This window comes from Vibrio sp. Vb0667, from assembly GCF_033391095.1.
Window position 1 is genome coordinate 415576 of sequence record NZ_JAWPOL010000002.1, and the last position, 12802, is coordinate 428377.

Annotated in this window: 13 protein-coding genes; 2 read left to right on the forward strand and 11 right to left on the reverse strand. The window is 43.7% G+C overall.

Features of this window, described 5'->3' with window-relative positions; translation table 11 throughout:
• Nucleotides 1-95: 95 nt before the first annotated feature.
• From R8269_RS04545 to R8269_RS04570, 6 genes are all read right to left on the reverse strand, one after another.
• Nucleotides 96-1109 carry a CobW family GTP-binding protein gene (locus R8269_RS04545; RefSeq protein ID WP_053307801.1) on the reverse strand — a complete coding sequence of 338 codons (1014 nt, stop codon included), beginning with the start codon at nt 1107-1109 and terminating at the stop codon, nt 96-98.
• Nucleotides 1099-1659, reverse strand: coding sequence for a carbonate dehydratase (locus R8269_RS04550; protein WP_017821071.1), 561 nt, complete (start codon nt 1657-1659; stop codon nt 1099-1101). Before R8269_RS04550 ends, R8269_RS04545 begins: the two co-directional genes overlap by 11 nt.
• 44 nt (nt 1660-1703) lie before the next feature.
• Nucleotides 1704-3038: a dihydroorotase gene (locus tag R8269_RS04555; protein ID WP_256913328.1), complete on the reverse strand. Its 1335-nt coding sequence runs from the start codon at nt 3036-3038 to the stop codon at nt 1704-1706.
• Between the two features lie 82 nt (nt 3039-3120).
• The gene (locus R8269_RS04560) at nt 3121-3591 is read right to left on the reverse strand and encodes a Fur family transcriptional regulator (RefSeq protein WP_025767649.1); all 471 of its coding nucleotides are present in this window, start codon (nt 3589-3591) and stop codon (nt 3121-3123) included.
• Between the two features lie 4 nt (nt 3592-3595).
• The gene (locus R8269_RS04565; RefSeq protein ID WP_025767648.1) at nt 3596-4264 is read right to left on the reverse strand and encodes a DUF1826 domain-containing protein; all 669 of its coding nucleotides are present in this window, start codon (nt 4262-4264) and stop codon (nt 3596-3598) included.
• Nucleotides 4265-4601: 337 nt separating this feature from the next.
• Nucleotides 4602-5396: an AraC family transcriptional regulator gene (locus tag R8269_RS04570; protein ID WP_054729357.1), complete on the reverse strand. Its 795-nt coding sequence runs from the start codon at nt 5394-5396 to the stop codon at nt 4602-4604.
• Nucleotides 5397-5518: 122 nt separating this feature from the next.
• On the opposite strand from R8269_RS04570, the gene R8269_RS04575 reads away from it, so the two are divergent.
• A complete protein-coding gene (locus R8269_RS04575) occupies nt 5519-6325 on the forward strand; it encodes a sulfite exporter TauE/SafE family protein (RefSeq protein WP_064354623.1) in 807 nt (268 codons plus the stop codon).
• 119 nt (nt 6326-6444) lie between these two features.
• Here R8269_RS04575 and R8269_RS04580 read toward each other — a convergent pair whose 3' ends face one another.
• From R8269_RS04580 to R8269_RS04595, 4 genes are all read right to left on the reverse strand, one after another.
• Complete coding sequence (locus R8269_RS04580) at nt 6445-7470, reverse strand: alpha/beta hydrolase family protein (RefSeq protein ID WP_064369183.1); 1026 nt, start codon at nt 7468-7470, stop codon at nt 6445-6447.
• Nucleotides 7471-7877: 407 nt separating this feature from the next.
• Nucleotides 7878-8180 carry a hypothetical protein gene (locus R8269_RS04585; protein ID WP_005375707.1) on the reverse strand — a complete coding sequence of 101 codons (303 nt, stop codon included), beginning with the start codon at nt 8178-8180 and terminating at the stop codon, nt 7878-7880.
• Nucleotides 8181-8385: 205 nt separating this feature from the next.
• A complete protein-coding gene (locus tag R8269_RS04590; protein WP_005375705.1) occupies nt 8386-9324 on the reverse strand; it encodes an alpha/beta hydrolase in 939 nt (312 codons plus the stop codon).
• 72 nt (nt 9325-9396) lie between these two features.
• Nucleotides 9397-10311: an alpha/beta hydrolase gene (locus R8269_RS04595; RefSeq protein ID WP_017821078.1), complete on the reverse strand. Its 915-nt coding sequence runs from the start codon at nt 10309-10311 to the stop codon at nt 9397-9399.
• A 128-nt stretch (nt 10312-10439) separates the two neighbouring features.
• On the opposite strand from R8269_RS04595, the gene R8269_RS04600 reads away from it, so the two are divergent.
• Entirely contained in the window at nt 10440-11369 is a 930-nt protein-coding gene (locus R8269_RS04600) for a LysR family transcriptional regulator (protein ID WP_215810430.1), read from the forward strand.
• Between the two features lie 69 nt (nt 11370-11438).
• On the opposite strand, the gene R8269_RS04605 is transcribed toward R8269_RS04600, so the two are convergent.
• Nucleotides 11439-12632, reverse strand: a complete 1194-nt coding sequence (locus tag R8269_RS04605) for an acetate/propionate family kinase (RefSeq protein WP_017821080.1) — start codon at nt 12630-12632, stop codon at nt 11439-11441.
• Between the last annotated feature and the right edge of the window lie 170 nt (nt 12633-12802).

Consider the following 12802-nt stretch of genomic DNA (forward strand, 5'->3'; position numbering starts at 1 on the left):
AGCATAAGTGCCCTAAGCGCAGCTTTAAAAGAAACCCCACTAGAATTTTAAGGAGGTAAGACATTATGGTTAAAAGGAGAGTTTTCTCTTTTCTATCATGATGCCTTCTCCAAACATCGAAATAATCTATCTTCAAATTGGTCATCTAGACCGGAAGAGATCAGTTCTAGGCGGCTTTCTGAACACTCGTCTAGTTCAAACTCTGTGAGTCCATCTGATGTTAGATTGTAACCAAAAATACCGCTTCCCGTGATAAAAACCGCTTTCGTTCGTTCGACCTTGAGGTCGAGCAGCAATAATCTCAGCTTTTGATGATCGAACACGTTTTCAGCGGAGATACGCCAACCGATACTGTAGAAACCTTCCCCCTGATTGGTTGCTTTTAGAATGCCACTCTCAGGCATAGGCAACTCAGGAACAAGTGACTTTTTCTCTCTTTCACGATAAAGAACAGAGGGCGTTTTTTGCACGTCAATACGAGTCGCTCCCTCACATTCATGAAAAGGGATAGCGCCATGTTCAGCGAAAATCACTTTTGTTTCCCGCAGACCGAGCTTTGCTATATAAGCCGTCAGCTTTTGCTCATCTTCATCTTGATAGAGATCGCGCTTATTACCTACCACTGTATCTGCGATAGTGATTTGCTGGTTAAACGTTTCATGCTCAGTGTACTTAGGATCCGATAGTTTACGTGCATCGACTAAAGTAATGTTTTTTTGCAAAGCGAGAATTTGACGATAATACTCGGTCGATAGCACTTGCAGTACTTCTTTAGGATGACCAAGGCCTGTAGGCTCAATCAACAATCGATCTGGCCTTGCTTCAGACAATAATTGATTTAAGGCGATTTGCATCGGAAGACCTGCTGCACAGCACATACATCCCCCGGGGACCTCTCGAATAAACACTTGGTCTTGTTGTTTTTTTTGGCCTTGTAACAAGCTGCCATCAATACCAACTTCGCCAAATTCATTGACCAATACAGCCCAACGTTCATGACTCGGTTTATGGGTCAATAAGTGCATTATTGCCGATGTTTTCCCCACCCCGAGAAAGCCAGTGATGATGTTAGTCGGCACTCGCGAAATCAGTGGCTTATTAAAGTTCATTGGCAATTCTCCGGTAGCCTTGGACTAGTTCATGGTTGGCAGAAACGACGGATTCGGAAAAAGCTGAATATTCTGGCGGCACTTTAGAGATACTCTCTAAATCAAAACCGACACCAATATTGGTCATCGGTGGTACATGGAAATAAGCGGGTAAATCGAGGCCATCGACGACACAGTTATGACGAATAACACACCTCTCACCGATGACGCTATTGAACACGACGGAGTTGAAGCCAATGAAAACATCATCACAAACCTGGCAAGGACCATGAATAATCGAACGATGAGCAATGGATGAGCGCTCACCAATGGTCACCGCAGCCCCTGCCTTAGAGTGAATTACGACACCATCTTGGATATTGGTGTCACGTTTGATGACGATAGCTTCCATGTCTCCATGGTTATTAACTTCGTCAGCTCGAATAACAGCATAGGGTCCAATAAAAACGTTATCCTCAATAATGACTTTGCCACAGATAATAGCGGTTGGATCGATAAAGGCTGTTGAGGACACCTGTGGCATATGGCCCGTTGGGTTTCTTCTTAACATAATGCTTCCAGTTTGTTTATGGCTCTTTTTTTACGGTCAGCGACTTAACGATTGAAGGATAAACGCATCGCTCCAGCTGGTTTATCGATGACTTTGTTATTGGCATAAACTAGCGCGCCATTGACCCAAGTCTTTTGAATTTGAGCTGAAAATTCATGTCCAGCAAAAGGCGACCAACCACAGTGATATAAACTGTTTTCGTTGCTAACTCGTGTTGGGGTATGAGCATCAACCAACACCAAATCGGCGTAGTAACCTTCACGAATAAAACCTCGGCCTTGAATGCCATAGCGAATGGCCGGGTTGTGCGCAGTTTTTTCGACTACTTGAGTCAAACTCATATGACCTAAACGGACATGCTCGAAGAGAGTAAGTAACGCATGCTGAACTAACGGCAGTCCGGCTGGAGCCTGCTCGTAAAGCACTTGTTTTTCTTGCCAAGTGTGAGGAGCGTGATCTGTTGCAATGATATCTATTTGCCCCGTATTTAACGCTTTTAACAACGCATCGCGGTCACTAGGAAACTTGATTGAAGGATTACATTTGATCAAATTACCAAGAGCGCCATAATCTTTGTTGCTGAACCAAAGATGGTGAACACAAGCCTCCGCGGTGATTGATTTATCTCGAATGTCTCCCTCGTCAAAAAGTGCTAGCTCCTTCGCCGTTGTGATGTGCAGCACATGCAGTTGGCTGTGATACTTTTTGGCAAGTTCTACCGCATAAGAAGATGAAGCGTAACAGGCCTCTTCGTCACGCAAAATGGGATGGTCTTCGATAGTGAAACCTGGCTTCTTAAGCCTTTGCTTTTGCTGGTTTTGTTTAATAACAGTCCCACTTTCACAATGAGTAACAATGAGTACTGGAGAGTCACGAAAAATTGACTCTAACGCTTGCGGATCTTCGACTAACAAATTTCCTGTTGATGCCCCCATAAATACTTTCACACCACAATGTTGTTTGGGGTTAAGTTGTTTAATCTGTTCAAGATTGTCTTCGGTTGCACCGAGGTAGAAAGAATAATTCGCAAACGAGCTTTCTTTAGCGAGAGCGAACTTGCGCTCTAACGAGTCAATAGTCGTTGTAGCCGGACTAACATTGGGCATTTCCATGTAGCTTGTAATACCGCCGGCTACCGCTGCCCGCGACTCGCTTGCAATTGTGCCTTTATGTGTCAGCCCAGGTTCTCGGAAATGCACTTGATCGTCAATCATGCCTGGCAGTAAATAAGCCCCTTTAGCATCAATTACAATATCTCCGTGTTGTACGGATATATTAGTAGCAATCTTGTCAATTCTTAGATCAACAATACGTAAATCTGTTTCGGTAATGGCTCTTTCGTTGACCACCCGAGCGTTTTTAATCAATGTTGCTGACATAATTCATTCTTTTAGATAATTTGAAAAGGTGGCCAATACTCGGTCACCTTGTGAAGCTATAAGGGGAGATCGTGTGTCCGCCTCATAGGGGGCGCTTTGCGCATTCATCGCAAACACAGGAAATCTCAAATTGTGGGCTAAGAACGGTGAAGCCTTCTTGTATGGCTTTCGCACATACGCTAGAAATAACATTGGCTTCAACCGCTATTTCACTAACCTTTCCACACTGAGAGCAAATCAAAAACTGTGGAACGCCATGCTCCTGATCGCACGCGATTTGAGAACAAACGACGTATTTACTAGATGTATTGAGCTTATGGACAAAGTGCTCTGCTTCAAGGAAATCGAGTATTCGATAAACCGACATCGCTTGAATGTTTTGAGAAAAGTTGTGATTGCAGTAGTCAACTAGTTCGTAGGCAGAAAGCGGCTTCTCCGCATATAGCAGTGAAGTCAGTATCAATTTCCGTTTAGTAGTGAGTTGTTTACCTCGCAGCAGGCAGATTTTCTCTACCTGCTTCATGACGTCATCTACCGTTTTGAGCTTTCTCATATCTCTAGATGAAATCCAATGTGAGTAGTAAGCGACGTTCATTGTCTGCAACATGTGGAGAGCGATGTATAAGTCCAGTGGCTTCATTGCCTTCCCAACCACTTCCTTTGAGCAGGGCAACATCGCCAGGCTGCATTCGTCGTATTGCACTTTCAGAGTCGTATAATCCCGATAGGTGATCAGGTTGACCAAGACTACCGGCACCGAGTTTAGTGCGATCAATGGTATCGTTGGTTAACCATTCGGTCGCTCGGCCGGTATAAGTTATGACAAGTCTGCAAGGCACACGATCAAAGTGAAATTTCGGGCACATCGGGCTGTCTAGGCGAGTTAGCCTCAAACCTGCTTCTTTAACCTCAAACAAACAGCAGAACATATCGACGATTAAAGCAACATCTTCACTCAGCGCATCAGCACACGCATAGCCCTCTAACTTGCTTCGTACCCATTGTGCAGCATCATCTGGCGTGACACTTTGTACCAGTGCCAATCTAGGCTCCTGTGCCAGCATCAGATTAATGTCCTTCGTCAACTCTTTCGAGAGCGTTCGCTGCCATATGGCAATATTGTGCTCTGGTTTGTAGATGTCGCTAAGTATGTTCGCTGATGTCGATATCGCCAACGATGATGTTGTTTGGACACGAAGCGGGTTCTCAACTACATCAATGCTCATATATCTTCCTCCCAAGCGTTAAAAAGGTCAGGTAAAGGTTTTAATAACGTTGATTTTCTACGGCTATGAGACCTAGTAATCGTTACGATTTCGCTCTAGTTCACGGACATATTGACACAGTCCCACCCCATGTAGAGTCAAGTCAGACAACGCTTGTGAAGAAATCAACGTTTACTCTCTCTCAATAGGAGACTACTGGTTGTGAGATCAATTCTTTAAACAACAAATTGTAGCCCCAAACAAAGCAATGTTATAACATAACAATTAATCTTTTCAATATTTACCTTTTTTGATTAAAAATAATTAGGGGAACATCATGAGCATGCGAGCACGGAAATTATATTCCGCGATTAGAAAAGTAACGCGTAGGTGAATCGCCATAGACCCGACGAAACATCGCGATAAAGTTGCTGGGCGTCGAATAACCCAAAGCATGTGCAATATCTCCCACCGATTCCCCTCTAGCTATCATTTCTAATGAATGTATTAGCAGTACTTGTTGCCGCCATTCACTAAAACTCATGTTTAACTCACTTCGAATCAATCGTCTTAACGTCCGAGATGAGACTGCCCCAATATTGGCCCAATGCTCTACAGAATGCTTGCTGTTTGGGTCTATTAAAATTGCTTGAGTAACTTTTTGCAGTCTCGGATCTCTGGGCAGTGGGATGTGGAGTGACTCATGAGGGCTATTGACGATTTCATCGGATATTACGGCAAGAATACGTAAAGACTGTATGGATAGATCGTCTGTTTTGCTCCATATCGATGCTCTAACCGATAGGGCTTTCAACACATCGCTCATTTGGATAACACAAGGTCTCATTGGAAACCGCTCACAACTCTCTGGAGTAAACAGTAATGAACGACCTTTCAGAGAACCACAAAAATAAACACTGTGCATCGCACCCGGGGGGATCCAACCAGCTCGGTGAGGTGGTAGTATCCACGTTCCTTCATCGGTTTTTACCTGTATTAGCCCTTCATCTATACACAGTAACTGGCCTCGATGATGACTGTGCCAATTATGTGGCCGTTGATCCAAATGGTTGAAGTCGCTCCTTTCATGCTGCCACTCCTTAGCGATCAGTGCGGCGCCATTTTTCCACTCGCTGTAATCAGAGTTTGTCACTTTATTTACTCAATTCCATTTTGGCCATTATTCATTATTTTCTGTCCTCTTAACGTTACCATAGCAAGTTCACGTTCGAGTAACATTTTAGCAACGACCATTTTATCGAAGGCAGAACCATCATGAACGAACCTATCTTTATTATCTATTACATTACAGCAGGCTTGGGCATTGGCTTTCTCGCAGGACTCGTTGGTGTGGGTGGTGGTGGAATGGCCGTCCCTATTTTTGCGTTTCTATTTTCACTACAGGGAATAGCTGATACAGAAGTGGTCCATCTTGCGTTAGGGACATCAATGGCTTCGATGATTGTTACAACATTGGGCAGCATGCGCGCTCACTACAAAAAAGAGAATGTAGACTCGACAATGGTAGTAAAAATGTTGAGCGGAGTTCTAGTCGGAACATTTTGCGCCACATTCGTAGCATCGTATCTACAAGGCGTCTATCTGGCAGGCTTTTTTAGCGTATTCATGTTGTATGTTGCTTATAAGATGTTCCTCAACACTGAAAATGAGTACAACCCGAACCCACATGGAGCTATCGGTAATATCACTGTAGGCTCGGTGATTGGCTCTGTATCAGCACTTGTCTCTATAAGCGGTGCGGGGTTGATCATCCCCTATCTTGTCCAGCAAAATTTTGAGGTAAAACGTGCTATTGGTACCTCTGCTGCGATAGGTTTCCCTATCGCGCTGTCAGGAAGCCTCGGTTACATGTTAAACGGATGGGGAAACACAGATTGGAACAACTTAGTATTAGGATACATATACCTTCCTGCAATGCTCAGCTTCTCCATTAGTAGCTACTTAACTACTAGCCTCGGCGTGCGTTGTGCAGCGTATTTCCCAAATAAAGTTCTTAAGAAAATCGTTGGTATTTTGTGTGTTCTTCTAAGCTTCAAAATGTTGGTACAAGTACTTAGTTAGAGCAAATAACACGGTCACTAGTAGGCCTTGCACTATGGTGGAGGGATAAGCCTGCACAAAACTTACTCCTCGCTTTGCTTACTCGAACAGACAATGTGTAAGAAAGTGTCACATTGTTGCTATTCTTGTGGCTTTGTTAGGCTAGTCAGAATTACATCCAAAATTTTCTGGTGATTGTCCTTTCTGGAAACCTCGTCACGCTCCTGGCAAAGTGCTTCCTCCCCTTCTGATGCGAGAATTTTAATGCCACGCTCAGTACATTCTGCGAACGCACTAAACTGACTCGCACTGGGGATCTCTTGAAACGTCACATTGGGAAGAGCAACAAGTGATTCGGCTGGTGTCAGTGCGGGATGTAGCCGATCAGAGAGCGCCACCACGGTGATAGCATTGTTCATCAAGGCCAGAGTTTCAGGGACAAAAGTTTTCGTTAGCTCAGGGTTGATAACGACGACCGATTTCAGTTTGTTTTCAGACTGAAATCGGGGGAATTTTTGATCCGGGATGCTGGTAATATCAACGTTATTTTCACGTAACCAATGACAGTCTACATTGGTGGCGTTGTGACACGATGTTCGATATTTCTCCGGGCTTATTTGCGCTCCGGAGAGCATCAGCATAGATGTGCCGCCCAGAAAAAAGCCGACCCCCTGCACTGCATCAGTATCTACGCCTCCGGACAGTATCCCGACCGAACTTAATTCGTTCAGCCCAAGCACCAAATCACTGGTTCTGAATGTGATTTCATCAACAGCCATTTCTGCATTGATTTCGTTCGGTGCAGGAGGCTTTGGTACCACAACGACATAACCTTGTTGCGCCAGGCTCGAGGCTATCCAACCACTGTGGGAAAACGCTGACCGTGTTCCGCCCTGCGACAAAAGCACAACGGGAAATTTTCCACTTGCTAAAGGGGCATCTAACTGCGTTTCGACTGATTTAAAAATGTTCCCCCTACCAAACGTGAAATTGTTTTTTTCGTTCGTTGTGGGATACCAATAATAGACTTCTACTGGCTTGTCTCTGTCTTCACTGAATGCCGTTTTGATTGTTAGCGCAGAATGGTATTTCGGCTCATTCGTACTGGCGCTGGCACTGACACATAATGTAGCGAGTAGAAAAGACATTTTTATTTTGGTTTTCATTTTTCCCTCAGCCGGTCAACACATTATTCTGCACGGCATCTGAAGATAACGAGCAGAAGAATATCCATATATTTTGCGAAACATAGCAATTAAGCTATTCATAGTCGAGGTAACCCAAAGAAAATGATAGACCGCTCCAGCTAGAGCCTTTCTTTTCAATAATTTTCTGCGGATATCCACCATGCAGAAGTTTGTACTTTACTCATTGTCAACGACTAATCATGGCCTCTTAAGGCAACATTAGAAAACCAACCGTATTCACAATCCATAACTCCATAACTCCATAACTCATAGTTACACCGATGTATATCTAAGTGAGCTGAAGCTTCATTGCCCATCCAGTGCCCTTTGCATTTTTATAGCAAGGTAGCCAAGCACCATTTTATTACGGACCATTGCTGCCTGCGCTAATGCTTTTGTTTTGTATCGTAACTGATTTGCTTACTGACGTTCTTTAGTTGCACTCCTACCTTATTAAATGCCTTTTGAATAGTTGTGGAAACATGCTGGCGGCCCTCTCCTTCAAAAAAGTTAGCTCGATCTTGCTTCGTTTCGAATACACAGACTATTTCTAAACTTTGTGGAAAAGAAGAGAATTTGACGGTATGAGTCACCCAAAGAAAGCCATCGTAGCCTTTTAGCGTATCTTCACAAACTTCGGTCAACACTTCTCTAATTAGATTCTCGACCTTCTTATCTGATTTGCGCATAAATTAAACTTCATTCCTATCTAACGCCTTTAATTAGGTTTCAGTGTACATTGTCTTAAACAGTATTTGGCAGTGGTATTTAGTCAATAGCCTGTGGATGAGGTTATTCGCACGAAGATTTACCGACCTACTCGCTTCGAACTACATCTTACGCTGTTAAAAATAAGCGCTTTGCAACTCTACAAAACGCTTCTAACTTATTAGATTATTTTAAGTGTGTTTCAAGGAATGCAGAAACCTTGTCCATTGCAATGCCGACTGCTTCTGGATGGTCATACAGTTCATAGTGAGACCAATTTTCCAAATTAACCAGCTGTCGGTCTTTTGATTGGACAGAGCGGCCATAAATTTCCTGCCCATCACGATAAGCACCAAACGCCCCGACTTTTTGCCCTACCACGGCCATAACAGGCTGAGTCAATAACGTTTCGGCAAATGCAAAGGCATCCCAGCTCAGTGTTTTCTGTGCATGTGAAAACAGCATACGAGTTGCACCACCTTCGGTTTGTCCACGTGATGTTTTGTAGTATTCAGTAGCTTCGAACACGTCTCGTTCTGTTAATCCATTTTCTTTTGCAAATTCAATATTTGGAGGAAGAAGTTCATCGATTTTCAGCTCTGAGCCGCGAGCTTCGGCTGTTCTCTGTGCAGCCATAGCTTCAAGATTGGCGATAGGGTCGTACATACTAAAGCCTTCACGGAACAAGCGGCCTAAGTTAACAGGCGTAATACCTACGACAGCTTTCAAGCGCTTTTCGGTTAGGGCTGAATTGATCATGTAACCACCACCGCCGCAGATACCGAGTCCACCAATTCTATTCTCATCGACATATGGTAAAGTTACTGCATAGTCGATAACGCGACTGATATCTTCAACACGTTGACTTGGGTCTTCTACGTAGCGAGGCAATCCTCCCGATTCTCCTTGGAAGCTCGCGTCAAATGCGATCACGACGTAACCTAACTCAGCAAGGGCTTTACCATAGACAGCGCTGGATGTTTGTTCTTTACAACTACCAAAAGGATGAACGCTTATCATTGTTGGGTAGCGTTTCGATTCATTGAAGCCTTCTGGAAATAAAATTAATGCAGACATATCCCAAGCCATATCAGCATTTCTAAAAGTGATTTTTTGCATATTCATAATCAATACCTTAAGAGTAAAAAGCCTTGAGAGCAGAAAGGCTCGAAGCAATTGAGCCTTTCATCGGGAATATTAAAGAGTGCGTTGGAAGAAAGATGCGAGTTGGGATACTGCGTCATCGACGTATTCGGCAACATCATAAAGCGACATATGGTTTGCACCATCAATGGCATACAAGGTTTTATCTGAACTCGCTGCACGTTCTATCAGGTCATCACTCATCCATTTGCTGCCTGCGTCACTACCAACGACAGCAAGAATTGGCTGAGTTAGGAATGCTTCCGCTTTGTGGTACGCATCGTAAGTAATGATCTGGTTTAAGTTACGAGTTAGAGCAAAACCCGGCGCATTTGGATGTTCACAACGTGGTGTGTGGTAATACTCCCAAGCTTCGCGTAGCTCTGCATTTGAGGCATCTTCTTCACGCATCGGAGCTAGAGGAATAGTCGCGAATTCTGTACCATTCGTGTCGGTTGTGCGAGCATTCGAACCAAATTCTAAGTAACCAACAGCGTCAGCATCGTTAACCGAATTATCCCAACCATTACGGAACATTTGGCCAATGTTTACGGCACTAACCATACCCAGTGCTTTGATTCGACGATCATTGATCGCTGCATTTGCACTATAGCCCGCACCAGCACAAATCCCCATTGCGCCAATTTTATCGTTATCGACGTACTCTAACGTTGTCAGATAGTCGACGACTGCGCTCACGTCTTCAGTACTCGTGTAAGGGTTTTCCATTTGGCGAGGCTCACCTGTACTTTCACCTTGATACGAACGGTCAAACGCAATGGCAATTATGCCGCTTTTTGCAAGTTTACTCGCATATAGGCCTGCGGTTTGCTCTTTTACGCCACCACCTGGGTGTGAAACAACAACCGCCGCATATTGTTTACTTGCATCAAAATCTGTAGGGAAGTTGATAACCGCTGAAATCTCAATACCTTGACCATTGAGATTTTTGAAAGTGACTTTAGACATAGCGACATTCTCCATTAGAGGTTAACTGTTCATCTCAGGCTGACCTAAGCTTCGATGTAATATTAGTCAACACACTGTTTCGGATAAATATCGTTTTATCTACATGACTGTTTAGTTATACTTAACAAATGAGAATAGAACCTTCTTTAATTTCATCACTGACGTGGTTTGCACATATTGCTCGCCATCGCAGTTTCACTAAAGCAGCCTTAGAAATGGGGGTAACCCGTGCTGCCTTATCACAACACCTAAAAGCGTTAGAACAACAGCTACAAGTTCGGTTAATTAATCGAACCACCAGAAGTATGTCGCTGACGGAAGAAGGCCAACGTCTGCTTGATATTTTGCAACCTTCATTGGTGAACATTGAGCAGGTCGTTAACGAATTGAACGACTCTCATCTTGAGCCTTCGGGATTAATCCGTATCAGTGTATCAAGAACCGCTGCTCGGCTGCTTATTGAGCCCTATCTAGGTGAGTTCCTCTCTCGTTATCCTAAAATACGCCTAGAGCTAATCATGGATGATGGGTTTTCTAACATCGTCGCAGAAGGCGTTGACGCTGGCATTCGCTTAGGATTAAGCTTAGATGAACATATGGTTGCGATCCCTATTACTCCGCCGTTAACAACGGCAATAGTGAGCTCTCCTGAATACTTTAGGCAAAATGGACTACCTCAAACTCCTGAGGATTTAGAAGATCACAATTGCCTTGCTTATCGTTTTACCTCTAGCGGAACAATTGATCATTGGTCGCTAACCTCTCCAGATGTTGCAAAGCGCACCCTCGTTTTCGAGCCTAAAGGCAATGCTATTTTTAATGATGACTATAGTATGTTACAAGCTGCAATACAGGGTGTGGGTTTAGTGAGCCATATTGATTTATGGGTGGAAAAGCACATAAATGAGGGAAGATTGACCCGAGTTCTGACACCTTGGTGCAAAGAGTTTCCAGGGTTTTATTTGTATATACCTTCACGAGAGCATATGCCGAAAAAAATCCGCGTCTTGATGGATTTTTTAATCGAAAAGCGCGAAGCTCTGAAACCCAAAGAGTAATTGTCAAATTGCTTTAAGTAAAAAAAGCGAGCACGAGGCTCGCTTTTAACTTTCTGTTTTCGTTATATATTACAATAGCTCAACCGATTGTTTGGCTATCACAAATTCCTCGTTAGTAGGAATAACAAGAGCTTTGGCACCTAACAACTCAGATGTTGCAATAACACCTGCGTTACCAAATCTTGCATCTTCGTTACCTTTCTGATCTTCAACAAAACCTAACAGTTTTAGGTTTTTCAAGATTTCACGACGAATTGGTAGTGAGTTTTCACCAATACCACCAGTGAAGATGATGCCGTCTAATGAATCCAGAGCCGCGAGGTAGGATGTAATGTATTTCGCAACGCGGTAAGTGAAGATCTCAAATGCCAACTTCGCACGTGAATTCCCCGCTTCCATTGCTTCTAGTACGCCACGAGCATCACTTGTCACACCAGATACACCTAAGAAACCTGACTTCTTGTTCATCATCTCGAACACTTCGTCTTTTTCCCAGCCTTTACGGAAAAGGAACTCGATAACACTTGGGTCGAGGTCACCACAGCGAGTGCCCATCATTAGGCCAGCTAACGGCGTCAAACCCATACTTGTATCAACACATTCGCCATTTTTAACCGCACTCACTGATGCACCGTTACCTAAGTGCACAGTGATAAAGCTGCTTTCTTCAACCGGCTTATCTAGCATTTTCGCTGCTTCACGGCTTACGTAGTAGTGGCTTGTGCCATGAGCACCGTAACGACGCACTTTATGCTCTTCGTAAAGCTCGTAAGGAAGTGCGTACATAAAGGCTTTGGCTGGCATTGTTTGGTGGAAAGCAGTGTCGAATACAGCAAATTGAGGCAGTGAAGGGAACGCCGCCATTGCCGCTCTCATGCCTTCAGCGTTCGCTTTGTTATGAAGTGGTGCAAGTTCAGCAAGGCGCTCTACTTCTTGAATAACTGTTTCATCAACTTTCACAGTTCCTTTAAAGGTTTCACCGCCTGCGACAATGCGATGGCCTACAGCGACAAATTTTGAGCTCAAACCTAGAGTTTCGAGTAGTTTTACCACTCGCTCAACAGCGTACTGATGATGGTTACCGCCAGCTGGAATTGCTTCAACGGTTTTTTCTCCCTGATATTTCCAACTGATTTCAGCTTCAGGTAGGCCAAAACACTCACCAATACCTGATACCAAAGCTTCACCGGTTTCAGAATCAATAACAGCAAATTTTAATGAAGAGCTACCAGAGTTGATCACCAGTACAAACGAATTAGACATGAAATAGTTATCCTGTTGTAGAGCAGAGGTTGTAATAGCGCTTGTGCGCTGCGTACTTCTTGTTTGCCCCTCTATTATTCAATAATTTTTTAATCTTTCAACAATCTTTTAGTAAAAGCGATTTGATTGAACAAATTTTGTTGATCTGTAGCAAGTTTTGATTTTATTTG

What these genes read in the sequence shown, in the direction of transcription:
- R8269_RS04545 (WP_053307801.1), bottom strand. Translation starts at nt 1,109, where the DNA reads ATGAACTTTAATAAGCCACTGATTTCGCGAGTGCCGACTAACATCATC.
- R8269_RS04550 (WP_017821071.1), bottom strand. Translation starts at nt 1,659, where the DNA reads ATGTTAAGAAGAAACCCAACGGGCCATATGCCACAGGTGTCCTCAACA.
- R8269_RS04555 (WP_256913328.1), bottom strand. Translation starts at nt 3,038, where the DNA reads ATGTCAGCAACATTGATTAAAAACGCTCGGGTGGTCAACGAAAGAGCC.
- R8269_RS04560 (WP_025767649.1), bottom strand. Translation starts at nt 3,591, where the DNA reads ATGAGAAAGCTCAAAACGGTAGATGACGTCATGAAGCAGGTAGAGAAA.
- R8269_RS04565 (WP_025767648.1), bottom strand. Translation starts at nt 4,264, where the DNA reads ATGAGCATTGATGTAGTTGAGAACCCGCTTCGTGTCCAAACAACATCA.
- R8269_RS04575 (WP_064354623.1), top strand. Translation starts at nt 5,519, where the DNA reads ATGAACGAACCTATCTTTATTATCTATTACATTACAGCAGGCTTGGGC.
- R8269_RS04580 (WP_064369183.1), bottom strand. Translation starts at nt 7,470, where the DNA reads ATGAAAACCAAAATAAAAATGTCTTTTCTACTCGCTACATTATGTGTC.
- R8269_RS04585 (WP_005375707.1), bottom strand. Translation starts at nt 8,180, where the DNA reads ATGCGCAAATCAGATAAGAAGGTCGAGAATCTAATTAGAGAAGTGTTG.
- R8269_RS04590 (WP_005375705.1), bottom strand. Translation starts at nt 9,324, where the DNA reads ATGAATATGCAAAAAATCACTTTTAGAAATGCTGATATGGCTTGGGAT.
- R8269_RS04595 (WP_017821078.1), bottom strand. Translation starts at nt 10,311, where the DNA reads ATGTCTAAAGTCACTTTCAAAAATCTCAATGGTCAAGGTATTGAGATT.
- R8269_RS04600 (WP_215810430.1), top strand. Translation starts at nt 10,440, where the DNA reads ATGAGAATAGAACCTTCTTTAATTTCATCACTGACGTGGTTTGCACAT.
- R8269_RS04605 (WP_017821080.1), bottom strand. Translation starts at nt 12,632, where the DNA reads ATGTCTAATTCGTTTGTACTGGTGATCAACTCTGGTAGCTCTTCATTA.